The sequence below is a fragment of the Undibacterium sp. Ren11W genome (assembly GCF_049340485.1).
Lineage (GTDB): Bacteria > Pseudomonadota > Gammaproteobacteria > Burkholderiales > Burkholderiaceae_D > Undibacterium.
The window spans coordinates 258,952-281,917 of sequence record NZ_JBMPPB010000002.1 but is presented as its reverse complement, the minus strand read 5'-3'; the positions used below and the strand labels follow the sequence as shown (position 1 = coordinate 281,917).

Annotated in this window: 22 protein-coding genes; 14 read left to right on the top strand and 8 right to left on the bottom strand. The window is 50.0% G+C overall.

Annotated features, from left to right (window positions below):
- The first annotated feature begins 114 nt into the window (after positions 1-114).
- The gene (locus ACO0K8_RS07885) at positions 115-1,341 is read left to right on the top strand and encodes an alkane 1-monooxygenase (RefSeq protein WP_422946104.1); all 1,227 of its coding nucleotides are present in this window, start codon (positions 115-117) and stop codon (positions 1,339-1,341) included.
- Positions 1,338-1,511, top strand: a complete 174-nt coding sequence (locus tag ACO0K8_RS07880) for a rubredoxin (protein ID WP_422946103.1) — start codon at positions 1,338-1,340, stop codon at positions 1,509-1,511. The genes ACO0K8_RS07885 and ACO0K8_RS07880 overlap by 4 nt, the downstream gene beginning before the upstream one ends.
- A gap of 282 nt (positions 1,512-1,793) precedes the next feature.
- Here ACO0K8_RS07880 and ACO0K8_RS07875 read toward each other — a convergent pair whose 3' ends face one another.
- The 3 genes from ACO0K8_RS07875 to ACO0K8_RS07865 all read right to left on the bottom strand — a co-directional run bounded on the left by ACO0K8_RS07875 (position 1,794) and on the right by ACO0K8_RS07865 (position 5,676).
- Positions 1,794-4,247 carry a putative bifunctional diguanylate cyclase/phosphodiesterase gene (locus ACO0K8_RS07875; RefSeq protein ID WP_422946102.1) on the bottom strand — a complete coding sequence of 818 codons (2,454 nt, stop codon included), beginning with the start codon at positions 4,245-4,247 and terminating at the stop codon, positions 1,794-1,796.
- Between the two features lie 90 nt (positions 4,248-4,337).
- Complete coding sequence (locus ACO0K8_RS07870; RefSeq protein ID WP_422946101.1) at positions 4,338-5,066, bottom strand: substrate-binding periplasmic protein; 729 nt, start codon at positions 5,064-5,066, stop codon at positions 4,338-4,340.
- A gap of 160 nt (positions 5,067-5,226) precedes the next feature.
- Positions 5,227-5,676 (bottom strand): MAPEG family protein, encoded by a 450-nt coding sequence (locus ACO0K8_RS07865; RefSeq protein WP_422946100.1) that lies wholly within the window; start codon positions 5,674-5,676, stop codon positions 5,227-5,229.
- 181 nt (positions 5,677-5,857) lie between these two features.
- Between ACO0K8_RS07865 and ACO0K8_RS07860 the strand changes: the two genes are divergently transcribed.
- Positions 5,858-6,694: a hypothetical protein gene (locus ACO0K8_RS07860; RefSeq protein ID WP_422946099.1), complete on the top strand. Its 837-nt coding sequence runs from the start codon at positions 5,858-5,860 to the stop codon at positions 6,692-6,694.
- On the opposite strand, the gene ACO0K8_RS07855 is transcribed toward ACO0K8_RS07860, so the two are convergent.
- Positions 6,656-6,991 (bottom strand): hypothetical protein, encoded by a 336-nt coding sequence (locus tag ACO0K8_RS07855; protein WP_422946098.1) that lies wholly within the window; start codon positions 6,989-6,991, stop codon positions 6,656-6,658. The genes ACO0K8_RS07860 and ACO0K8_RS07855 overlap by 39 nt on opposite strands.
- Before the next feature lie 180 nt (positions 6,992-7,171).
- On the opposite strand from ACO0K8_RS07855, the gene ACO0K8_RS07850 reads away from it, so the two are divergent.
- The 5 genes from ACO0K8_RS07850 (at position 7,172) to ACO0K8_RS07830 (ending at position 15,464) form a co-directional block, all read left to right on the top strand.
- Positions 7,172-8,629: a PLP-dependent aminotransferase family protein gene (locus tag ACO0K8_RS07850; RefSeq protein WP_422946097.1), complete on the top strand. Its 1,458-nt coding sequence runs from the start codon at positions 7,172-7,174 to the stop codon at positions 8,627-8,629.
- A gap of 279 nt (positions 8,630-8,908) precedes the next feature.
- The gene (locus tag ACO0K8_RS07845; protein WP_422946096.1) at positions 8,909-10,231 is read left to right on the top strand and encodes a dicarboxylate/amino acid:cation symporter; all 1,323 of its coding nucleotides are present in this window, start codon (positions 8,909-8,911) and stop codon (positions 10,229-10,231) included.
- Positions 10,232-10,409: 178 nt separating this feature from the next.
- The gene (locus ACO0K8_RS07840; protein ID WP_422946095.1) at positions 10,410-11,726 is read left to right on the top strand and encodes a hemolysin family protein; all 1,317 of its coding nucleotides are present in this window, start codon (positions 10,410-10,412) and stop codon (positions 11,724-11,726) included.
- Between the two features lie 58 nt (positions 11,727-11,784).
- Complete coding sequence (locus ACO0K8_RS07835; protein WP_422946094.1) at positions 11,785-13,062, top strand: Hsp70 family protein; 1,278 nt, start codon at positions 11,785-11,787, stop codon at positions 13,060-13,062.
- 140 nt (positions 13,063-13,202) lie between these two features.
- On the top strand, positions 13,203-15,464 hold the full coding sequence (locus ACO0K8_RS07830) for a bifunctional diguanylate cyclase/phosphodiesterase (protein ID WP_422946093.1): 2,262 nt from the start codon (positions 13,203-13,205) through the stop codon (positions 15,462-15,464).
- Positions 15,465-15,528: 64 nt separating this feature from the next.
- Here ACO0K8_RS07830 and ACO0K8_RS07825 read toward each other — a convergent pair whose 3' ends face one another.
- Positions 15,529-16,035, bottom strand: coding sequence for a Spy/CpxP family protein refolding chaperone (locus ACO0K8_RS07825; protein ID WP_422946092.1), 507 nt, complete (start codon positions 16,033-16,035; stop codon positions 15,529-15,531).
- A gap of 263 nt (positions 16,036-16,298) precedes the next feature.
- Here ACO0K8_RS07825 and ACO0K8_RS07820 point away from each other — a divergent pair, with 263 nt between their 5' ends.
- The 3 genes from ACO0K8_RS07820 to ACO0K8_RS07810 all read left to right on the top strand — a co-directional run bounded on the left by ACO0K8_RS07820 (position 16,299) and on the right by ACO0K8_RS07810 (position 18,903).
- Positions 16,299-17,018 carry a response regulator gene (locus ACO0K8_RS07820; protein ID WP_422946091.1) on the top strand — a complete coding sequence of 240 codons (720 nt, stop codon included), beginning with the start codon at positions 16,299-16,301 and terminating at the stop codon, positions 17,016-17,018.
- 5 nt (positions 17,019-17,023) lie between these two features.
- A complete protein-coding gene (locus tag ACO0K8_RS07815; RefSeq protein ID WP_422946090.1) occupies positions 17,024-18,373 on the top strand; it encodes an ATP-binding protein in 1,350 nt (449 codons plus the stop codon).
- Positions 18,374-18,441: 68 nt separating this feature from the next.
- Positions 18,442-18,903 carry a DUF2721 domain-containing protein gene (locus ACO0K8_RS07810; RefSeq protein ID WP_422946260.1) on the top strand — a complete coding sequence of 154 codons (462 nt, stop codon included), beginning with the start codon at positions 18,442-18,444 and terminating at the stop codon, positions 18,901-18,903.
- A 5-nt stretch (positions 18,904-18,908) separates the two neighbouring features.
- Here ACO0K8_RS07810 and ACO0K8_RS07805 read toward each other — a convergent pair whose 3' ends face one another.
- From ACO0K8_RS07805 to ACO0K8_RS07795, 3 genes are read right to left on the bottom strand one after another with little or no spacing between them, the layout of a single operon-like run.
- Positions 18,909-19,403: a GNAT family N-acetyltransferase gene (locus ACO0K8_RS07805; protein WP_422946089.1), complete on the bottom strand. Its 495-nt coding sequence runs from the start codon at positions 19,401-19,403 to the stop codon at positions 18,909-18,911.
- Positions 19,400-19,945: a GNAT family N-acetyltransferase gene (locus tag ACO0K8_RS07800; RefSeq protein ID WP_422946088.1), complete on the bottom strand. Its 546-nt coding sequence runs from the start codon at positions 19,943-19,945 to the stop codon at positions 19,400-19,402. Before ACO0K8_RS07800 ends, ACO0K8_RS07805 begins: the two co-directional genes overlap by 4 nt.
- 2 nt (positions 19,946-19,947) lie before the next feature.
- Positions 19,948-20,550, bottom strand: a complete 603-nt coding sequence (locus ACO0K8_RS07795; protein ID WP_422946087.1) for a helix-turn-helix domain-containing protein — start codon at positions 20,548-20,550, stop codon at positions 19,948-19,950.
- A 514-nt stretch (positions 20,551-21,064) separates the two neighbouring features.
- Between ACO0K8_RS07795 and ACO0K8_RS07790 the strand changes: the two genes are divergently transcribed.
- From ACO0K8_RS07790 to ACO0K8_RS07780, 3 genes are all read left to right on the top strand, one after another.
- Positions 21,065-21,529, top strand: coding sequence for a hypothetical protein (locus ACO0K8_RS07790; RefSeq protein WP_422946086.1), 465 nt, complete (start codon positions 21,065-21,067; stop codon positions 21,527-21,529).
- Between the two features lie 55 nt (positions 21,530-21,584).
- Positions 21,585-22,331, top strand: a complete 747-nt coding sequence (locus ACO0K8_RS07785) for a trypsin-like peptidase domain-containing protein (protein ID WP_422946085.1) — start codon at positions 21,585-21,587, stop codon at positions 22,329-22,331.
- A 191-nt stretch (positions 22,332-22,522) separates the two neighbouring features.
- Positions 22,523-22,924: a hypothetical protein gene (locus tag ACO0K8_RS07780; protein WP_422946084.1), complete on the top strand. Its 402-nt coding sequence runs from the start codon at positions 22,523-22,525 to the stop codon at positions 22,922-22,924.
- Positions 22,925-22,966: the final 42 nt, after the last annotated feature.

Sequence of the window (22,966 nt, the reverse complement as noted above, 5' to 3'; positions counted from 1 at the left end):
GTAATCAAGCATTTGGCAGTTTATGACGATTTATTGTCACTTGCAACGGTGTTAATAAAATCCCACAAAGCCGACACTCTGAACACAAATAGAAAACCTAGGGAGACCGACAAAATGAATCAGACACGTAAACCGCTGCCAGCTGGTGTTGCAGCGGCAGAACACTCAAGTACTTACCGCGACCGCAAACGTTATGCCTGGCTACTGGCACTATTGGTGCCACTGGCGGTGGGCTTTGGCCCGATGCTGATGCTGCTCACCAATGACGTACACATGTTGTGGATCATGCCTTTTTTTATGTATGTGATCGCGCCTGTGCTCGATTACGTGTTGGGCGAAGACCTGAGCAATCCGCCTGAGAGCGCGGTAGCCATGCTGGATGCGGATCCTTACTACCGCTGGATTACTTTTCTGTTGGTGCCGGTACTCTGGGCGGGCTTTATCTTCGCGGCCTGGTTTGTAATGCAGCATGAATTACCCTGGCATGGTGTATTGGCGATGGTGATCACAGGCGGTATGGTGGGCGGATTTTGCATTAATCTCGGGCATGAAATGGGGCATAAAAACACCAAGCTAGAACGCTGGCTGGCCAAGATCATCCTGGCACCAAGCGGCTACGGTCACTTCTTCATCGAGCACAATCGTGGTCATCATCGCGACGTAGCAACCCCTGCCGATCCGGCATCATCACGTATGGGCGAGAGTATTTACCACTTCGTACTACGCGAGATTCCGGGCGCTTTCAAGCGCGCCTGGGCGCTTGAAAAAGACCGCCTGCAACGTTGCGGCCAGCCACTATGGTCGCTGCATAATGAGATACTCCAGCCCGCCTTAATTACCATCACCTTGTGGAGCGCTTTGGCACTTTGGCTGGGCGTAGCGGTCCTGCCGTTCTTGCTGGCGGTGTCGTGTTGGGCGAATTTTCAGCTGACCTCGGCCAACTATATCGAACACTATGGCTTGCTGCGCCAGCAGCGTGCGCCCGGTCGCTATGAGATCTGCCAGCCACATCACTCCTGGAACAGTAATCATATTTTTTCCAACTGGGCGCTGTTTCACCTGCAACGCCATTCTGATCATCACGCCCACCCTTTGCGGCGCTATCAGTCGCTGCGTCATTTCGAACAATTGCCCCGTCTGCCTAGCGGTTATTTCGGCATGTATCTGGTCAGCTATGTGCCGCCGCTGTGGTTTTACCTGATGAACCAACGTTTATTGGAAGTGGTGGAATATGACGCCAGCCGTATCAATTTTGATCCACATCGTAAAACGCAATTGATGCGCCGTTACCAGTTGCAGCACGCCGCAGAAAACGCGGCAGGCGTGGAGCGTGCCGCATGAGCATCTACCAATGCCCGGAATGTGGCTACCAGTATGATGAAGATAAGGGCGAGCCGCATGAGGGCTACGCCCCCGGCACGCTGTGGCAAGCTATTCCCGATAGTTTTTGCTGTCCAAGTTGCGCCGTGCGCGACAAGGCCGATTTTGAACCTGTGGATGACGAGACTTAGTTTGGGGTTTGTCTAATTTTTTTCACCCCGGCCAGCGCGCATATTCCATGCGCCTCTCCAGCCTGCCTGGCTGCTAGACCGCATGGGATATGCGTCTCCGGCCTGTTGGCAACTTCTAAAAACCCTATACTCGGGCGCAGCGCGGCGTCGATTGTTCAATGCGATCCTCGCAATACCGACGTATTGCTCCGGTATGCGCCTTGCGCTGCATCCCAATTAACTGGTTTTTAGAAGCTCCCTGGTGCTGGTACAGTTCTGCCTCAGTTCTGCTCCAGCTCTGCTTCAGTTCTGTTTCAATAAGATCAAAAAATCCTGTATCGGCAAGGGCTTGCTGAACAGATAGCCCTGGTAGTGGCCGCAGCCTTTTTCACTTAGCCTTTGTCGCTGCTCTTCGGTTTCCACCCCTTCGGCGATCACATCCAGATTCAGGCTGTGCGCCATCGCGATGACGGTGCGCACGATCGCCTTATCGTTGCTATCAGTCGCCAGATCACGGACAAAGGACTGATCGATTTTGATTTGATCCAGCGGCAAACGTTTTAGATATTGTAGCGATGAATAACCGGTACCAAAATCGTCGAGAGAAAACAGCAAACCCATAGATTTCAGGTCATTCATGGTGTTAATCGTATCTTCTATATTGTCTAGCAACAGACTCTCGGTAAGTTCTAATTTGAGTAGTTTGGCGGGTATCGCATACCTGCGCAGCAATTCTTGCACTTGTGCTACAAAATCCGTTTGCCGAAATTGTTTGGCACTGACATTAATCGCCAGCACCAACTGGCGTGTCAGAGTATCTTCCTGCCAGAGCTTGATCTGGGCGCAGGCACTCTCCATCACCCAGTAGCCTAACCCCAATATCAACCCAGATTCTTCAGCCAAAGGGATAAATTCCTGTGGATACATCAAACCGTTTGCAGGATGGTGCCAACGGATTAAGGCTTCGGCACCCAAGGCTTGGTGCGCGCTATTCATCTGGATTTGGTAATACAATTCAAATTGATTTTGCGCCAGAGCCTGGCGCAACTCCAGTTCTAATTTGGTGCGCTGCTCTATGGCATGCTGCATGTGCGGATCAAAGAAACACAACATATTGCGGTTAGAATTTTTCGCCTGATACATCGCCATGTCAGCTTGCTTCATCAATTCTTCTATTGTTTTTTCCTGAGAATTAAACATGGTGACACCGATGCTGGCACTAAGCTGATATTGATGGGTACTCAGTTGATAAGGCAGATTCAAGGCCGCGAGTATTTTCTCGCCGATAGCCTTAGTGTGGGCAGCCGCCTCTGCTGTGCTACCACTCAGACCTTCTAGCATCACAATAAATTCATCACCGCCAAAACGAGATACGGTGTCGCCCTCACGGATGCAAGTGCTCAGTCGCAGAGCAACTTGCTGCAACAAGAGGTCGCCCATGTCATGCCCGTGCATGTCGTTGAGATTTTTAAATAAGTCCAGATCGACCATTAATAAAGCGCCGTGGCGATTATTACGCGAGCTCGCTGCCAACGCCTGTTTGAGCCTGTCTAGCAATAAGCGCCGGTTTGGTAGTCGGGTCAGTGAATCATAAAACGCCAGATGTTTAATTTCTTCCGCTGCCGCCATGCGCTCTGTGATGTCACGTAAAAACCCGACCGTACCGTAAACTTCACCTTGATCGTCAATCACCGGTGCCTTGTAGGTTTCGACCCAGGAGGTGTGCCCCTCATGACTGAGCTGCTCTTCAATGTAGATATTTTTTCTGCTGCTTAGCACTTCCTGATCAGCGGCGCGATAGCCTTCTGCCATGGCTGGTGGCGCGATATCGAAATCATTTTTTCCAATTAATTCATCGGTATTGTCTATGCCGAACAGACGGCCAAACACGACGTTAACCGAAAGATAGCGGCTTTCGGTATCTTTGAGCCAGACCGCGAAAGGAAAATTGTCGAGTAAGGCGCGCTGATACCTCTCTTTGCGCATTAACTGCTGTTGCGCGGCGCGCACTTGTTCCAACGCATCATGCGCCATCTCTTCGGCCTGACTGCGCCGCAATATAATCAATCTTAGTTTGCTTAAGGTCCGGTTAAAGGCATCGATCACCTGATCAAATTCACTCAATTGTAGGTAGGGCAGCTCATCTGCTTCCTCAGCCTTATTTGAGGCCAGACGGTTCAGAGCGTCACGCAAACCGCGTAGCGGAATGAAGACCATACGCAAACTAAGTATTAGCATCAATAGCAAAATACCGTCCATGATCAGCACTTCGATCAAGCGCTGCGACAATGCCAGGCTGAGTTTTTTATCGATTTGTTCACGCGAAAAATAGATCACTATCTGTGCGGTACTGGCGCGCCTTCTCAGGTCATCAATATGCGGTGGCGGATAGATGTCGCTGCGGATTACCAGCGCACTCGCTTTAGTCAGTTTGGCGGACATTTCCAGAACACCGCGGGTATCGCGTTTAATCCCGGCAATGATATCGTGGCGTATAGGGTCAAGCAGGTAGATGGCCTGCACCTCGGGCGCTGTCAGCACGCCTTCGAGCTTGGCTAGGATCAGGTCTCGATCCAAGATCCAGACCGGATAAGCCAAATTTGTTTGCAATTGGCTCAGTACTTCTTGTTGCTGGAGCGCGAAACGCGTTTCCAGTTCTTTCGATAACTGGTGTTGGGCATAAATACCGAAAGCGCTTAAGGTCGCCGTGGTGACCACGATGAACAAGACGATCAAGCGCAGACGTATTGACTTCATCTTTATTACCCTGTCATCGTGAAGTAGGAACGGTACTAGAAAAATTTACCAAAAAGTACTGGCAGTCAATCCTCTGGTATTTCCGGCGCTCTATTTATTGATCACGGAATCAAATAGCTGGCGGAATTTTTTCAATTCCGGATGCATCTCTTCATATTTTTTACTAAAACCTATATGTACCGTTTCTTGCTTGGTCTTCATGACCAGACTCGATTTATCTTGCATTCTCTCCGGCAAACCGGCAACGGCCAAATCTTTCAAGGTCATTTGTATCACCAGATCCGGATTGACCACACAGTCCAGCTCTCCCACCAGCATTTTCTTTACCAGATTGGGAAACTCGATTCCTTCGACGATTTTAATTTTCCCCTGTTTGGCAAATTCGAAAAACGCAGCGCCTGGTGCCAGATAGGCTTTTTGATTGCCAAAGCTCATTCCTGCAAAATCGTCGGGAAATTGTTTAAATTGACGATTTTTAATAGCTTCACGATTACAGTAGACCGCTACTTCTTCCAGATAAATAGCCTTGGAATGATTTAAAAAGGGCCGTTCATCGGGACGGTAATAGACCCCAAGGATGCCGGCGCTCTCACCATGCTCGACTTCAGCGATAGCGCGCCCCCACGGGGCCAATTTAATTTTGACCTCATAGTCAGGCAATTTTTTGAGTATTTTGGCAAGGCTGTCTACGTAAGCGCCTTTCACTGCTCCGTTTTCTTGATACGAAAACGGTTTTTGGCCTTCCTCAGAATATAAGACGATGGACGTTTTGGCGCTTGCTAAATGGCTGGTGAGCAACAGCAATAAGCTTACTATCAAGCCGTTTCTTATTCGCATTTCTAAACTTTCTGATGCAATTGCTGTTGGCGAGCATTTCGCGTTCTCAGCAAGTGCTGCTGAAATAGCGATTTTCTTTAGTCAGGTCAAGTATTCCTCAATCTTTAACGACAAACAAGTTCCATGTAACTTATTTTAAAACCTAGACCTGGATGTGGGCGATCTGCAGGGCGGTGAGTATCCACAGGATTATCAATACGACATTACTCAATGCGAATGCAGTCAACCTGTGCATCACCGCGTTATAGCTCAAATGGATAATGCTATGAACAACGCGTAAGCCTACGTAGGTCCAGGCTAGTGCGAGCATTCGTGTTGAACTTGATAGCGACATCTGAGTCTCAAGCTGAGTCATATACAGCATCAGGCAAACCACATAAAACAAGACGGGGAGTTCCAGCAAATTCATATAGTTGCGGTTAGAAATACTGACATAGGCGGGGACTTTGGCCGATTCGCCATATTTAAAATCATCGCTGACGATCTCGCGCCTTAGTCCGGCGCGAACACGAAAGAAAGGGATTAACAAGAGCACCAGCGCAGTCCAACCCGCCAGGGCAAAAACCGGATAGAGGATGGCAGGATTGTGCATTTTGAATGACTTTATCGATATTTGAGGAGCTGTGCGCCTTGCGGTAGGCTTAGGTGCTTTTTTTTGCAGTAAAATTTCATTTTTATAAATTAACCGTAATTTGCAAAGCTTTGTTACTTGGCGCTACAGTAGTTTAGGGTATGCTTGCCGACTTGAATTGCTGCAAAATTGATTATCGCACATGAAGTTGTACATCGAACCACCCGAAGACGAACAGATAAGACCGGGCGAAATCCATCTGCATATCCGTTTCCGTCCAGCCAATATGCTGGGGATCTTGCTCGTGGTATTGATGCATGCTTTTCTACTGTATTACTTGTTGCATCTAAAAACACAAAAAAAAGAAGGCAATACTGAAAGTCCGCAAAGCCCTATCGTGCTGATGTTTGATGCCCCGAAAGCGGCGACCGCAGCCAGAGCAGAACCCAAGAAGGCACAGACCAAACCGGTGCTGAGTAAGCCAGTTTCTCAGCCTAAGCGCATCACGCCTTTGATCGCTGAGGCAGCGACCCCGCAACCTCCACCTGACAGCACCGCACCACAAGGCATGGATATGTCGAGCATGCTCAATGCAGCGCGCGAACGACGCCGTCAGCAGGAAGAAAACGCGGCACAAGAAAATCAACAAGCCCAGCAAGGCAGTCGCGGCTTGAGCCCACAAGAAGTGGCAGAAGCCAATGTCAAACGCAGCATGCAGCAAGCGAATGGTCGTCAAGGCACCAATGGTGTATTTCAAATCATCAGTAAGAGCACCCGCACTGCCAGTTTTTCCTTCCGAGGCTGGAATCCAGGGAATGCGAATAATAGTTGGAGGCAGGTAATCGAAGTCGATGCTGGCCTGGGTGGCGATGTCGATTTGGCCATCATACGACGCATGATAGAACTGATACGCACCCACTACAAAGGCGATTTCAACTGGGAATCGCAACGCTTGGGCCGCGTGATTAATCTTTCGGCGCGGCCTCAGGATAGCGCAGAATTAGAGCGCTTTATGATGAAGGAATTTTTTGGCAGTTAAGCTAAACAAGCGCTGAAAAGACCGTTTTGACGCAACAAATAATCTTCGCCAGCTAGCCGGCTCGGGTGATTCCGCAAGAAATTCTGTATTTTTGCTGGCCTTGATCAACAGCCAGCCACTGCGCTGCACCTGATAGGTGGCACCTTCCTGCAAAACAGTCTCATGAAAAAATCCGTGCGCGTCGCCCCAGATCGGCGCTTCGCTCAGACTGATGGCACCAGCCGTCAAATGGATTTTGCTGCCTGCCACTACATAAGAATTCCAAACCTGCCCTGTGCGTAAAGTCGTGATATGCATGCTGCCCGCCTTGTTTACTGGTGTAAGAGTGACTACAGAATAGCGCCGACTGGCCAGGCATAACAGACACAGAAAACTGCTAACTGCATCGTATCAGCTGTTTTTTTTTAGATCTGTTATTGTCTGATTTAGTCGCAACTGTATCTATTCACGCTGTAATGGCCAGAGGATCATACAAACATGGATACTCAAACACTCTACAAACGCCTGGCGCAGCATTATTTGAACGCAATTAAAAGCGGCGCATTGACGCCGGGCGACCGTATGCCCTCGGTGCGAAAACTGATGGCTTTGCATGAGGTTAGCCTGTCAACTGCCTTGCAATTGTGTCGTCATCTGGAAACTCAGGGCTGGCTGGAGGCGCGTCCGCGCTCCGGGTATTTTGTGCGTCACCCTAAGCGCGTGCAGCTGGTACCAGTAGCCGAACCGGCTTCTGGTACGCCTATCGACCCGGCCCAATATGTCGGCATCCATGAGCGCGTCTCGGCCATCATCGCGCAGGGTCAGCGTCCGATTAAAGTAAATCTGGCACGCGCCACCGGTGCCCCCGATCTGTATCCGGAAACTGAACTAAGAAATCTGGCGATACGCATCTTGCGTAACAAACCGCATCTGCTGACCAAGGCGATCGCCCCAGGCGGGAATAAAGAGTTAAAGAGTGCCCTGGCAAAACGCGCGCTAGACTATGGCATTAGCGCGGCTCCAGACGAAGTGATTGTTACCTATGGCTGCATAGAAGCCTTAAATCTGGCCTTGCGCGCAGTGGCGCAAGCTGGTGACGTGATTGCAGTCGAGTCGCCGACTTTTTATGGTTTGCTACAGGTATTGGAAAGCTTGGGGATGAAGGCCCTGGAAATCCCCACCAGCCCGCATACTGGCATCTCGATAGAGGCGCTGGAGTTGGCGATGCAAACTTACGACAACATCAAGGCCGTGGTAGTGGTGCCACACTTACAAAACCCGCTCGGTAGCATCATGCCCGACCTGCACAAGCAAAGGCTGGTGGCCTTGTGCGAGCAGCAGCATATTCCTTTGATAGAAGATGATTCGTATGGAGCCTTAGTGAACGCCGATCTGCCACCGACGGCGGCAAAGCATTGGGATCGCTCTGGCAATGTCATCTACTGCGCATCGCTACACAAAATTTTGGCGCCCGGGATGCGAATAGGCTGGATGCTGGCGGGACGCTGGCACGCCCGTGTGAATATGCTGAAATATGCACAAACCCGCTACAACGAAGAACTCTCACAATTAGTCGTGGCCGAATTCTTACAGTCGAGCGCCTATGACCGTCACTTGCGACGTCTGCGTGCCACCCTGAGCGTGCAGCGTGAACGAACTGCCGAAGCGATCGCCGCCTATTTCCCGTCTGGCACCCGTCTCAGCGTGCCCAATGGCGGCGTTTCTATTTGGGTAGAGATGCCGAATCAACTCTCTTCTAAGGCGGTGTTTGAGGCTGCCTTAGAGCATGGCATCTTGGTTTCACCCGGCTTACTGTATTCTAATTCCAACCGCTTCAATCACTTTTTGCGTCTCAATTGCGGCATGCACTTCAGCGCAGAACTGGATCTGGCTTTGCGCACCCTGGGCAATATCATTCACCAATTAGTACAAAAACAATTAAGTGCGGCAGCTTGATTTTTTCTGACTGAAATTCGGCTTGAAGCATAAAAACAGGCCAGCACTAACACATTGCTGGCCTGCTTTTATCTGTCTGTTTAGACAATATCTGATTCCCTCACTAGTGATTTCTACCTACTGCAGATGTGGAAAGTCACAATAGCGCGACGCCCAAATTTTTTCAATAATGAAGCACAGACGGCAATTCGCGTCCTCGTGTTACACATTATTGAAACGTTCCGTCGTCTTGATGTCTGCAACACGCCCACCATGACAATAACACTATGGAGACATCGGATGAATAAGCCGCCGCTATATAAATCACTCTACTTCCAGGTAATTACCGCCATCCTGATCGGCGTCTTGCTGGGCTACTTTAATCCAGAAACTGGCGCGGCCATGAAGCCCTTGGGTGACGCCTTCATCAAACTCATCAAGATGATGATCGCCCCGATTATTTTCTGCACCGTCGTAATCGGTATCGCCGGCATGGAAGACATGAAAAAAGTCGGCAAAACCGGTGGCATGGCATTGCTGTACTTTGAAGTCGTCAGTACGCTGGCACTGATCATCGGTCTGATCGTGGTCAATGTATTGCAACCAGGCGCAGGCATGAACATCGACGTCAGTACACTCGATACCAAGGCGGTCGCAGCATTTGCCGGCCCCAATAAGATGCAGAGCACGACCGATTTCTTTATGTCCATCATCCCGAGTACCGTAGTTGATGCTTTCGCTAAAGGCGAAATTTTACAGGTCTTGTTGTTCTCCGTTCTGTTCGGCTTCGCCTTGCATCAGTTCGGTGGCCGCGGCACCGTGATCTTTGATTTCATAGAAAAACTCTCACACGTTTTGTTTGTCATAGTCGGTTACGTTATGAAGGCAGCGCCCATCGGTGCCTTCGGCGCGATGGCATTTACTATCGGTAAATATGGTGTCGGTTCTTTGCTGTCATTGGGTAAACTAATGGGCTCGTTTTACCTAACCTGCCTGTTATTCATCTTTGTCGTCCTCGGCACTATCGCTAAAGTACATGGCTTTAGCGTCTGGAAATTCATCAAGTACATCAAAGAAGAATTGCTGATCGTACTGGGCACTTCTTCATCTGAATCGGTGTTGCCACGCATGATGGCTAAGCTGGAAAATTTGGGTGTTAAAAAATCGGTAGTTGGTCTGGTGATCCCTACTGGCTACTCCTTCAATCTGGATGGCACATCTATCTATCTGACCATGGCGGCAGTATTCATCGCCCAGGCCACCAACACGCCGATGAGCATCATGCAGCAGATTACCTTGCTGGCAGTCTTGCTACTCACCTCCAAAGGCGCGGCAGGAATTACCGGTAGCGGCTTTATCGTGCTAGCCGCAACCTTATCTGCAGTCGGCGGCGTCCCTGTGGCTGGCCTGGCGCTGATCTTGGGAATAGATCGTTTCATGTCGGAAGCACGTGCCTTAACCAACTTGATCGGCAATGGTGTCGCCACTATCGTAGTCGGCCAGTGGGGTAAAGATGTAGACATGGCGCGTTTGCAGCAATGTCTGAACAATGAAACCACGGCTCAGGCAGAGCAGCCAGAACTGGTGCTCGATAAGGTGAATGTACATTTAGCGACTAAGTAAATTACCCCAATCATAAATAAAAGCGGGCTCTGTAAAGGAGCCCGCTTTTTTTTATTGCGATTGATTGCTGGTCAGTGCTGCGGATTGAGCAAGTTTCGACGTACAGAAATTTTGCTAGCCAAGGCTAAAAATCCAATAGTATATGATGTTCGCCAATACGACTTCTTCCGGAGAGCACATGGCATTATTCGACCACTTTCTCATCATCGCCTTACTGGTTATCATCAGTGCGTTTTTCTCTATGTCAGAAATTTCTTTGGCGGCCGCACGCAAGGTCAAATTACAGGTGCTGGAATCCGAGGGCGAGCTGCGTGCAGCCAAGGTCCTGGCCTTGCAATTACAACCCGGGCATTTTTTTACTGTGGTGCAAATTGGCCTGAACGGGGTGGCGATACTCGGTGGTATTTTGGGTGAGCAAGCCCTGACCCCGTATTTTTCCAGTGTATTTCATTCTGTGTTTGGCAATACCAGTTGGGTCGATACCGCCAGCTTTATGAGCTCGTTTCTATTTGTTACCTCATTGTTCATTTTATTTGCCGATCTAATTCCCAAAAAAATGGCGATGATAGCGCCCGAGTCGGTAGCGATGAATGTGGTCGGTCCTATGCTGTGGTGTGTGCGCATTTTTAAACCCTTGGTGTGGGTATTTAACGGCTTGGCAAATCTAATTTTTCAATTGTTTAATATGTCTACCACGCGCGATGAGCAGATCACCTCTGATGACATTTACGCAGTAGTCGATGCAGGTGCTGAAGCCGGAGTATTGCAAGCGCGCGAGCATCGCATCATCGGTAATGTATTTGAACTCGAGAACCGCACCGTCCCTTCGGCCATGACGCAGCGCGACAATATAGTGTATTTCAGTCTGCAAGACAGCGATATCGTGATACGCCAAAAAATTGCCGAACACCCCCATGCCAAATTTCTGGTGTGTGACGGCCAGATCGATACCGTGGTCGGTTATGTCGAGTCCAAAGACATACTCAAGCGGGTGTTGACCAACCAGGCCTTCTCCAAGGTACAAGAATTATCCTTGCGCACCGCCCTGGTAGTGCCGGATTCTTTGACGCTATCGGAAGTATTAGAGCATTTCAAAGGCACTCGTGAAGATTTTGCCGTGGTACTCAACGAATACGCGATGGTGGTTGGTGTCATCACACTCAATGACGTGTTGAGTACCCTGATGGGTACCTTACTCCATCCTTTTATGGAGAGCCAGATCGTTCAGCGCGATGCCGATTCATGGCTGATTGATGGTGCTACGACGGTAGAAGATGTCTGCAGAGCCTTGGCGATTGATGGGCTGCCTGATCAGGAAAATTATGAAACCATTGCCGGCTTCATGATGACGATGTTGAAAAAAATTCCTAAGCGCACAGATTGTGTTTATTTTGCCAACTACAAATTTGAGGTGGTCGACATTGACCATTACCGCATCGATCAATTGTTGGTAGTGAGGCACAATCCACCCGCAGCAGCGGAGCTTATCCATTGAATGGGCAAATATCGTCTATAATCTGCGCCCGTTTTAAGATAAGCAGCCAGGAAATTTGATGTCACACGCATGTGGAGTAGATTTTGGTACCTCGAATTCGACCGTAGGCTGGCATAGGCCGGGACATTCGGCTCTGCTCACATTAGAACAAGACAAATTTACCCTGCCCTCGGTGGTGTTCTTTAATGCCGATGAAGACGAGGTCAACTATGGCCGCGCAGCACTGACATCGTATCTGGCTGGCTATGAAGGGCGTCTGATGCGCTCTATGAAAAGTTTGCTGGGAACCAGTCTGATTGAAGGCCAGACCGAGGTACAAGGCCGTGCCCTGCCGTTTCGGCAACTATTAGGTCACTATATCGCCGAATTAAAACGTAGAGCGGAGCAGTCTGCCGGGCAAACTTTCAGTCAGGCAGTGTTTGGCCGTCCCGTGCATTTTATCGATGACGATAAAAACGCCGATAGGATCGCGCAAAATACCCTGGAAGACATCGCACTGGCAGTGGGTTTTAAAGACATATCGTTTCAATACGAACCGATCGCAGCGGCGATCGATTACGAATCAAGAATAGAACGTGAAGAACTGGTCTTGATTGCCGACATCGGCGGTGGTACCTCAGATTTTTCGCTGGTGCGCTTGTCGCCAGAACGCAGTACCCATACCGAAAGGCATAGCGATATCCTAGGCAATGGCGGCGTCCACATAGGCGGTACCGATTTCGATAAATATCTGAGTTTGACTCAGATCATGCCTCTGCTGGGCCTAGGTGGAAAGCTGGCGAATGGCACTGAAGTTCCCTCAGGACATTATTTTAATCTTGCTACATGGCATACGATTAATTTGTTGTATACCCAAAAAGTGACGCGTGAGATGCAAGACATTTACCGCGATGCGAATACCGATGATTTGCGGATACGCCTGGAAAGATTTTTATTTCTGCTGGAACAGCGCGACGGACATTGGCTGGCGATTAAATCCGAAGAAGCCAAAATCATGCTATCTGATCAGGACCGCATCAGTTTACATCTGGATAGATTGCGCAGCAAGACCGGAGCCGCCTTAGAGTGTGTGCTGAATTTGGAACAACAAGGTTTTCAAGCGGCGATTACCCACCTGATGGAACAGATCGCCCAGACCATACAGAAAGTATTAGACGACGCCGGAGTTACAGCGGCAGAAATCGACACGGTATTTTTTACCGGCGGCTCTAGCGGGGTACGTGGCTTACGTCAACGCATCGCAGCCATGGTACCAGGCGCAAAAAAAGTCGAAGGTGATTTGTTTGGCAGCATAGGCGCGGGCCTCGGACTGGATGCACATCGACGCTTTGCCTAGCTGGAACAGTTTTGAGTAAGTCCAAATACAGACAGAAAATTTCCTGTTGCACAACAAAGAGGATGCTATATACTGGGGAAGTATGAGTAAAACCAGTATATTAAAAGTACTTGCGAGCGTGCTATCTTTTCGGGAAAAACATGTCAAACACTACATTTGGTCACGACGATGATGCGCTTTTCATCGAAGAAGATGTCCCAGATCCTGCCCTCACTCATTTAGCTCAACGTGTCTGGAAAATTGCGATTGTCGACGATGATGAAGATGTACATCGCGCCACCGAATTTGCTTTGCTTGATGTCAAAATTCTCAATCGCAAACTCGAATTTATCCATACTTACTCAAAAGCCGAAACCCGCGAACGTTTTGCGCACGAATCTGATATTGCGGTAGTCTTGCTCGATGTTGTGATGGAGACCGAACAAGCCGGTCTGGAGCTGGTCAGTTTCATCCGCGACGAATTGGCATGGCGTGATACCCGCATCATTTTGCGCACCGGACAACCTGGTTATGCGCCAGAAGAAGATGCCATCCGTGACTACGACATCAATGACTACAAGACCAAGAACGAACTTACCCGCAAAAAACTGCTAACGGCGCTGACCGCTGCGATCCGCTCTTACGATCAAATTCGCACCATCGATGCTAGTCGTCGTGGCCTGCATCAGATCATCGTTTCCAGCGCCTCGTTTTCAGTCGAAGATGGCATACATGGTTTCGCCGCCGGGGTGATAACTCAGATCGCGGCCCTATGTGGAGTGCCTCCCGAGGGCTTATTATGCGCCCAGGGCGACTACCCCGATCAGACCGGTCATACCACGCGATTTAGTGTGATCGCTTCGGCCGGTCAATATAGTAAACTAATGAATTGTCCTATCGACGATATTGAGATCGTCGAGATACGCGACTCACTCAAACATGCGTTGACCCATAGAGTATCTTTGTTCACCCAAAAAAATATGACCCTGTATTTTGCTGGGCAAGGCAATCGACCGGTCGCTGCATATATTGATCTACCGTATGCGCTGAATGAAATCGATCAACAGTTGCTAGAAGTATTTTGTTCAAATCTGGGTGTCTGCCTGGATAATTTGGGTTTGGTCACTCAGCTCAAGAGTCACGCGTATCGCGATCAGTTGCTGATGCTGCCAAATCGTCTGAAGTTCATAGAACAGATCGACGATGTCTTGCAAAAGCAATTGATACAGAAAATGCTGGTATTGATCGATATCGACGATTTTGCTGAAATTAATGATGTTCTTGGACATCACTATGGCGATTTAATGCTCAGAGCGGTGGCGAGCCGTCTGCAGGAAAATCTCGGAGCGGATATTTTTCTGGCGCGAATTTCCGGTGATGTATTCGGCTTACTTGGGGACCAGGACGCTTTACAGCCGGACAAACTCCAAGCCTTGTTTTCCACTATGTTCCTGATCGAAGATACGGCCCATAGCGTCTCTATGTCTATGGGTATCGTAGCGCTAGACGGCTATGGCAACACTGGAGCCGACGCTTTAAAAGACGCCAGTATCGCGCTCAAACGTACCAAGGGACATCAGCGTGGCTCACATACGATCTTTACCCGTGAAATGGGAATAGAGATACGCGAGCGGGCACGTTTAATGCAGCATTTGCACAAGGCCTTTGATGCCGATCGTCTATTTCTGGCGTATCAACCGCAGGTCGATCTGAACAGTCGGCGTCTGATCGGTTTTGAGGCGCTATTGCGCTGGCGTACCGATGAGGGCCTGATGATACCGCCCAACGATTTTATTCCCCTGGCCGAGCATTCCGGCTTGATCATCAGCCTCGGCGCCTGGGTTTTACGCACCGCCTGCCACACTATGGTGCTATTGCAAGAAGCCGGTCTGGCTCCCGATAGAATGGGGGTGAATGTCTCAGTCATACAATTTCGCCAGCCGGACTTCATACATATCGTAGAGTCAGCATTACGCGATACTGGCTTACAGCCGCAATTTCTGGAATTGGAAATCACAGAATCGGTCACCATGGCGGGAGCCGAAATGTTTGAAGAGTCGCTGATCAAATTTAAGCAAATGGGGATACAAATCGCGATTGATGACTTTGGCACCGGATTCTCCTCATTGAGCTATCTGGATAAGTTGCCGGTAGACAGACTCAAAATTGACCGCGCTTTTGTCAATCAAATTGATACGCCGGATGGCCCGCGCATCGCAGAACTGATCACTCAATTGGGTAAAAAACTAGGCTTGCAGCTGATTGCCGAAGGGATAGAGACCGAACATCACTGGCAGGTATTGCGCGAAATGGGTTGCCATGAAGGACAGGGCTTCTTAATCGCCAGACCGATGATAGAAGCCGATCTGATAGGCTGGATACAAAGCTGGAATTCCAACTCCGCTTCCGATTTCAGTATCTAGTTTCAAAGAAAAATGGCTGAATGCGCAAGCTCCGCATTCAGCCATTTTTCTAAGCATTAAGGTATTACTTACTCGGTTTAACTGGCTCAGGCGCTTGTTTGTGCTGCATAAAATGATGACGCATATTGCGGTGACTATCGTCAAAAATCTTTTGCTGCTCAGGCGTCAGCACTGCATAAAAAGTTTTTAAGGCAGTCAGACGTTCCTGCATCTTGGCCTGATGTTCTTTGCCGCGTTCCAACATTTTTTCCATGCGTTCGGGCGTCGTCAACTTGTCCATTTCCTTGCGATCAGGCGGAGTCGGCATGGCAGTTGGGGTGCTTGCTGCAACAAAGGTTTTCCAGGCTGGCTCTTGCGCTTCTGTGAGTTTAAGCTTCGTATGTAATTGCGCCTGGTGTTTTTCCATGCCTGCCTTCATTTTTTCATGCATTTTGGCGTGATCCCCACCTTCAGGGCCATGCATGCCAGGTCCGCCCATGCCCACCCCTGCATTTTGAGCAAACACGCCGCCTGCGGCAGTAATGGCAACTGCAGTCAAGCCTATGAAGAATTTGTTTTTCAATGATTTCATGATCTTCCTTTGATATGGTGGATTGATTCAGGCAATATGCTTGCATCGCTGCATTTGTTTGCCTACTGTGCCCTGCACATGACATATATTGCAGCAAACAGCGCGCAGACAAGTGTCATAGATCAAAGCTTTGTATCGCAGTGTAACGAGCCACTCAGATACCCTAGCCTATTGTTGCGCATTGTTTCAAACCGAGCTTTAGCTAACAAAGCGATACAAAATCAAAGTTTCACTGAGAGAGTGGTGCACCGATAATGAGAAGCATGGATACCCCAAATAAGATACTCATCGTAGACGATGACCGCGAAATACGCAGCCTGCTGGCCGATTACCTCGAGCTTAATGGCTATATCGCCATGACCGCCGCCGATGGCCTGGCGATGTGGGCCACACTGAATGAACATAAATTCGATTTGCTAGTGCTCGATCTGAATATGCCTGGCGACGATGGCTTAACCCTGTGCCGTAATTTGCGGGCAAAATCAAATATGCCTGTGATTATGCTGACCGCCAGGAGCGAACCGCTAGACCGCATCATCGGTCTGGAAATGGGAGCGGACGATTATTTATCTAAGCCGTTTGAACCTCGTGAGCTTTTGGCGCGCATACGCAGCGTATTACGACGCAGTAACTCAGTTCTGCATGACGGCAATGGTGCCGAAGTACAAAAACTTAAATTTGCTGAATGGACTCTGGATTTAACCGCGCGTCATTTAATCAGCCCGGATGAAATGGTGGTCGCCTTATCCGGTGCCGAATATCGTTTACTGAATATTTTTTTAGAGCAACCAAATCAAGTTTTAAACCGCGATCAGTTACTCAATATTATGCATGGCCGGGATGCCGATCCCTTTGATCGATCTATCGATATTCAGATCAGCCGCTTGCGTCAAAAATTACGAGAAGATGCGCGTACTCCGCAAATCATCAAAACCGTACGTAACGGCGGCTATGTATTGGCAGTCACGGTTACTGCAGAGTAAAGTTTATGAACATTTTTAAATCCATGTCGGGGCGGGTGTTCGCCATTTTGTTACTCGGCGTGGTCAGTGCCACCTTGCTGACAGGTTGGCTGACCTTTGGTGAGCGGCAAAAAACCATTGCGCAATTTCGCGATTCGCACGCAGTAGAACGCGCCGAACAATTGGTACTGGCGATGGATGCCCTGCCAGCGGCCAATCGTCAAGCCTTTCTGGCAACCGCGCCACGACTTGGCTTGCGCGTTACCACCCTGCCGCAAGTGAGCTCAGATCAAGGCCCGGAGTCGGCCTATGCCGTGACGCTCAGCGAAAGACTGGGCAAAACCTTTAAAGTGATCTCCTTGCCGCAAAAGCTGGAAGACTGCCCGAAAAGGCCGCACGAATATAAGCAAGAGCATATTCCCTGCGAAGCGCTAGGCATCACCCTGCATGATGGCAGCGCTTTGCGGCTGATGATTTTGCCGCCGCGTAATCCTATGCCGCCTTTACACAATGAATTTTTTCTGTATTTGCTGCTATTCTTAGCCATCATCGCGGTACTTGCCTATCTGGTTTCACGCATGACCATGCGTCCCTTAAACCAATTGGCGCAAGCGGCGACCGATCTCGGTCACGACATTAACCGTCCCGCTTTGCCCGAGCAAGGCACGACAGAAATTGTGCAGGCGACCAAGGCATTCAATGCCATGCAAGCGCGCATACGTCAGCACATACAACAGCGCACGCAGATGCTGGCGGCCATTACTCATGATCTGCAAACGCCACTGACGCGCCTGCGTTTGCGGCTAGAAAAAGTCAATGATCAGGAGTTGCGTGACAAATTAATCGGCGATCTGTCTGCCATGCAAATGATGGTAAAAGAAGGCCTGGATCTGGCGCGCAGCATGGACAGCCACGAGCCTTTGAAGGCACTCGATCTCGACTCGCTGCTAGACAGTGTCTGCATCGACGCTAGCGACGCCGGCCAGGATGTGACTCTGAGCGGAGAATCTGGCGTGACCGTAATGGCCAGACCGCAATCGCTGCGCCGCTGCCTGAACAACCTGATCGACAATGCGGTCAAATATGGCCACTACGCCAGACTGAGCATGGAAACTGTAGAAGTGGCCGGCAATAAACACATTCATATTTTGATACGTGATGGCGGCAGCGGCATACCAGTCGATCAGCAAAGCAAAGTGTTCGAACCTTTCTATCGTATGGAAAGTTCGCGCTCGCGCCATACCGGCGGCACTGGCTTGGGCTTGACGATAGCGCAGAACATCGCACAGCAACACGGCGGCAGCCTGCAACTAAGTAATCTGCCGGAGGGCGGCCTGCAAGTAGAACTGAGCTTGCCAATAAAACCGGCTTCCTGATTACGTTTTCCTCTCTGCCTGATAGAATTAGGTATTCGTAGAACTTAGGCAGACAGGAAAATGTTTTGATCACTTTACAGCTGGGCGATGTCAGCCATATTATTCAGCTCGCGATTGCGCCGGTGTTTTTGCTAACCGGCGTTGGTACCACGCTGACGGTACTCACCAATCGTCTGGCGCGCATCATCGATCGCTGTCGAGTGCTGGAAGATCTGATACCGGAAGAGGTCGGAGCCCCCTTAAAGCCGGGCTTACGAGAAGAGCTCGATGAACTGTATGAGCGCTCGCATCTGATCAACCGCGCCATCACGCTCAGCACCTCTTGCGGCTTGCTAATCTGCCTGGTCATTACCACTTTATTTCTGGCCGATGCCACCAGTCTGGGCTTGGATAATATCATCGCGGCCTTGTTTGTCGGTGGCATTCTGGCACTGGTTGGCAGCTTCATCTATTTTATGCGCGAAATTTTCGTCGCCACCAAAACGCTAGCCAGACAAAGAGAACACGGCAGCCGACGCGGACGTCCGTAAGCTGTTTAGGCCGCCTCGTCCAGACGCTTTTGCATGAACACGCTATAGGCATCCTCAGGATAGCCACCAAATGCAGCGCAGACACTATAACCGGCCTGCGCGTACAAACTCTGGGCTTGCGGCTGTAAGGTGCCGGTCTCCAGCATCAGTTGCCTGCAGTCAGATTTTTTTGCGGCATTTTCCAAAGTCACCAAGATGCTTGTTGCGATACCGCGTCCACGTTGGCCAGGGCTTACATACATGCGCTTGAGTTCGCCATAGCTCGCCGTCAATAACAAAGCGCCACATCCTAGCGCCACACCCTGGGCGTCGCGGGCGACTGCCAGGAGCAGCTGTTCTTGCTGCACGCTAACAAGGTCAAGTGCATACACGCTGGCAGGTGGATACAGCGTATGTTGATACACGTCGAGTTCGGCAATCAGCGCCAAAACATCTGGCTGATCGGCGGCTTCAAAAGTGATATACACTGCGTCTTTCGTCACGCCAATGCTGGTACTCATACACTCACTCCCGCAGACAAAGCTTTATAAAACAGCGTGGTCGAACAAAGCCCACCTTGCGGCCACAGCGCATAATCAGGAATCATGCCGCACTGTATCCAGCCCAGTCTTTGGTACAGGCTCTCAGCCCCACCACCAGTGGCGGTATCAAGCACCAGTAAACTTTTTCCCGCAGCGCGCGCAGCCACATCGGCGGCATCCATCAAGGCGGCAGCGATACCCTGACAACGGGCGCTACGGTGCACCAATAATTTAGAAATATCGGCGCGGTGCGGCTGATTCTCTGGTTGGCTAGTAATTACTTGCACACTGCCGACGATATGCCCGGCAGGATTTCTCGCCACCAGCAAGACGCGTTGTGCCGCCGCCGCGCTACTGATGACAGCTAGCCAAAAAGCATCCGCCTTGGCCGGCGCTAAAGGCTGCATAAAACTGACCGAGGCACCGCCCGCGACACAATCGATCAGTAGCTCGCTCAAAGCGGGCAGATCGTCGGGCGTAGCGAGTGCATTAATTTGCTGTATCGTAAAAATGGGCTGCAAGACTATCTCCTGGTGGGGTGAGAAAAATCGCTATTGATCACCACCAGATAACGCGCTGGCAAGGCGCTGCTATTGTGATAGACAATTTCATGGTGTTCTTGCATGGCCAGACAATCACCTTCGTGCAAACTATAGTGAATACCGCCCGAGATGATTTCCATACTGCCTTCGATCAGCCAGATCTGCTGCGGTATCCCGCTGTCGCGCTGACCCGCCTGATAACTGACGCTAGCACCCGCCGGAAACAGCACTTCAACAATCTGTAGCGGCGAGCGAAAATGCGGCGGCGAGATATTTCTGCGCATATAGCCAGATTGCGGATCGGTCCACAGCAATTGCTCGGCGCGCCGCACCAAAGGGCTGGCCGCGTCTTGCGGCTCTTCAAACAAAGAGGCCAAAGTCACACCGAGGCCGAAAGCCAGCTTATCCAAGACCACCGCGGTAGGGCTACTCTCGCCGCGCTCTATCAAAGAAATCATAGAACGGCTGACATGGCACTTGCTCGCCAGCGCATCAAGCGACATGCCACGCTCAGCCCGCAAGCCGCTAATTCGCCTGGCAATCCTTAGATTCAGGTCGTCGTTGTTGGAATTGGATTCTTTCATAATGGAGTAATTGTCCAATTTAATGGATATGCTGTCAAGCGCCAGTGAATAAGTAGCGACTTCTCATAACCGTTCAGCCGCCTGCGATCCGCTCAACACTGAGGCGCAAAAATGCATACTCCCCCAATTCTTTAATAAAATAGGCAATTAACGCATATATTCATTGCGCAATAAAAATACACTAGGGGGAGTATGTTCGAAAAGCCCAGCCAGGCGCGTAAGAAAACAAACAAAAAGGCGACGCTGACTAAGCTGGCAACGCGCGCAGATGGCTAGCATTCTGAGCAATGAAAATTGAAATTAATTTCAAATATGTTAATATTATTGATAGAATGAAAGACGACAGCAATGACGCTTTTCACGATTTTTTTAGTACTCACCGCATTTACAGTACATCTCAGAAAAGCCAAGCTGGACTTGGGTTTTGAGAGCTTGCACTTAAATTTTTATGTGACACCCGTCCGTTTCGCCCGTCACGGTGACGGACATATCTAGTTAAAAGTCAGGGATTATTGTGGCGCGACGAACGAATTTAGGTAGTGTCAGCAGCGGCCTAATTGGTTCGTTCAATAGTCGAAACAATGATGTTGGCGGCTACTGGGGTATCGGAAAATTATTCTCTTTCGCTAATTCGGGAAATGTAGATACTGTTTCGATTGATTTGTTGAGTGGCGCCATTTCACCACCTACCGATCAGTTTGCTTCTCTCATCGCTTTTTATCGTGCGATGCTTGAAGCAAGGCTTAAAGGACAAGGTATTTCGGCAGCATGGGTTTCGAAGGCAGTAATCACAGTAAAATTTAATCAAGCGTTTGATCATAAATATCATTATTTTCGTTCTGCATTAGGCACGCCATACGTCTGTAAATGCGAAATAATCGATGACAATGGAAAAATGCACTGCGCCGCCGCAGGTAACAATTGCCGACCTCATAGTCCTGCAGAGGAATCAAGGAGTTCACGTGGTCAAAACTTTTAACTCAACAATCGACACGGGCGCTTTGCGTCGGTCATTTCAGCGTTAGGTCTTTCGAATGGCCAACATCGCTCAGCCATCTGTTCAATCCTTGTTGATAGAAATGAAGTTCAACGGTCAGCCGCTTTCCACTGGAACTGCATTTGTTGTTGCCACAGTCAAGGGGCCGCATCTCATAACGAACCGCCATAACGTTACAGGCCGACGTCAAGATACCAACGCGCCGTTGTCCCCTACGGGAGGCATTCCAAATGAAATTGTTGTTGTACACAACCGCAAGGGGTTTCTCGGCCAATGGGTCTTGAAAAAAGAGCCGTTGTACGCCGGTGATACACCGCTCTGGAAAGAACATCCAACCTTAGGGGCCCTAGCTGATTTTGTAGCGTTGCCCCTTTCAGACCTAACAGATGTCGAAGTATTTCCTTACGACCCAAGCAACCCTGGGCCAGCACTTTTTGTCGGCACTGCAGATACCGTAAGTGTTGTCGGCTTTCCGTTTGGCATGACGGCTGGTGGCGCTTTCGGAGTTTGGGCTACGGGTTTTCTTGCATCTGAGCCTGAGGTGGACTTCAACAATCTTCCAATACAGCTCATAGATTGTCGGAGCCGCCAAGGACAGTCAGGCTCACCTGTCATCGCCTACCGTAGCGGCGGAATGGTTGCGATGGCTGATGGGGGAGCCGCTGCGTTTGCTGGTCCGGTATGGAAATTTATCGGCATCTACAGTGGCAGAATCAACGCCGAGTCTGACATTGGTATTGTGTGGAAGGCTGCTGCCGTACAGCAACTGATTGCTTCACTATGAGACCTAACAATTCCGTCGAGCCTGATAGGGTGGGCAGGTTTTTGTGCCCACGCAGAGATGAACCGAAATCGATGCATGGAGGATTTGGTTTGATGGGCTAAGCTGATGTGTTGTTTGAGCCTTACGCGTGGGCACGATGATGCTGTGCCCACCCTACGCGATTTCCCCCCCCCTTTTTCAGCACCACCAATATGTATATTCGCCCTCTATTTTCCTCCATTCTTGTATTAATTCTTGCATTTGACGCTCAGGCTAACGAGTCTTGCGGCTTGCAGGCGGCGCGTCTACTGGCGGCGGGCAAGACGACAGAACTTGCTGCCTGGTTCGCTCAGCCGTCAGAGCTGGCGCTGCCCTTGCAAGGCCAGCTTGAAAATCTCGGACAACTAAGCGAACTGCAGGAAGTCGCTAGCGCCCGCTTTGCACAACATCAGCGCGTATCTATAGGCGCTACCGATTTGCCAGCGTCCTACCACTATCAGGGATATTGGATCAACGCAGTCTCAAGCACCGCCGGCCCGCTGCAGTTTCATATCGCCAGCGTAGGGCAAGCCAGCTGCAAGCTGCTGGCACTGCACATCGATACTGAAAAGTGAATTGCATCGCGGCATAATCGCGATGTCTAGCGTATTAGGACT

Bases quoted from the DNA above. Each gene is read 5' to 3' on its own strand.
- ACO0K8_RS07820 (WP_422946091.1), top strand. From the start codon at position 16,299: ATGGATACCCCAAATAAGATACTCATCGTAGACGATGACCGCGAAATA.
- ACO0K8_RS07875 (WP_422946102.1), bottom strand. From the start codon at position 4,247: ATGAAGTCAATACGTCTGCGCTTGATCGTCTTGTTCATCGTGGTCACC.
- ACO0K8_RS07880 (WP_422946103.1), top strand. From the start codon at position 1,338: ATGAGCATCTACCAATGCCCGGAATGTGGCTACCAGTATGATGAAGAT.
- ACO0K8_RS07795 (WP_422946087.1), bottom strand. From the start codon at position 20,550: ATGAAAGAATCCAATTCCAACAACGACGACCTGAATCTAAGGATTGCC.
- ACO0K8_RS07835 (WP_422946094.1), top strand. From the start codon at position 11,785: ATGTCACACGCATGTGGAGTAGATTTTGGTACCTCGAATTCGACCGTA.
- ACO0K8_RS07860 (WP_422946099.1), top strand. From the start codon at position 5,858: ATGAAGTTGTACATCGAACCACCCGAAGACGAACAGATAAGACCGGGC.
- ACO0K8_RS07815 (WP_422946090.1), top strand. From the start codon at position 17,024: ATGAACATTTTTAAATCCATGTCGGGGCGGGTGTTCGCCATTTTGTTA.
- ACO0K8_RS07780 (WP_422946084.1), top strand. From the start codon at position 22,523: ATGTATATTCGCCCTCTATTTTCCTCCATTCTTGTATTAATTCTTGCA.
- ACO0K8_RS07785 (WP_422946085.1), top strand. From the start codon at position 21,585: ATGGCCAACATCGCTCAGCCATCTGTTCAATCCTTGTTGATAGAAATG.
- ACO0K8_RS07865 (WP_422946100.1), bottom strand. From the start codon at position 5,676: ATGCACAATCCTGCCATCCTCTATCCGGTTTTTGCCCTGGCGGGTTGG.
- ACO0K8_RS07885 (WP_422946104.1), top strand. From the start codon at position 115: ATGAATCAGACACGTAAACCGCTGCCAGCTGGTGTTGCAGCGGCAGAA.
- ACO0K8_RS07830 (WP_422946093.1), top strand. From the start codon at position 13,203: ATGTCAAACACTACATTTGGTCACGACGATGATGCGCTTTTCATCGAA.
- ACO0K8_RS07855 (WP_422946098.1), bottom strand. From the start codon at position 6,991: ATGCATATCACGACTTTACGCACAGGGCAGGTTTGGAATTCTTATGTA.
- ACO0K8_RS07840 (WP_422946095.1), top strand. From the start codon at position 10,410: ATGGCATTATTCGACCACTTTCTCATCATCGCCTTACTGGTTATCATC.
- ACO0K8_RS07850 (WP_422946097.1), top strand. From the start codon at position 7,172: ATGGATACTCAAACACTCTACAAACGCCTGGCGCAGCATTATTTGAAC.
- ACO0K8_RS07825 (WP_422946092.1), bottom strand. From the start codon at position 16,035: ATGAAATCATTGAAAAACAAATTCTTCATAGGCTTGACTGCAGTTGCC.
- ACO0K8_RS07805 (WP_422946089.1), bottom strand. From the start codon at position 19,403: ATGAGTACCAGCATTGGCGTGACGAAAGACGCAGTGTATATCACTTTT.
- ACO0K8_RS07845 (WP_422946096.1), top strand. From the start codon at position 8,909: ATGAATAAGCCGCCGCTATATAAATCACTCTACTTCCAGGTAATTACC.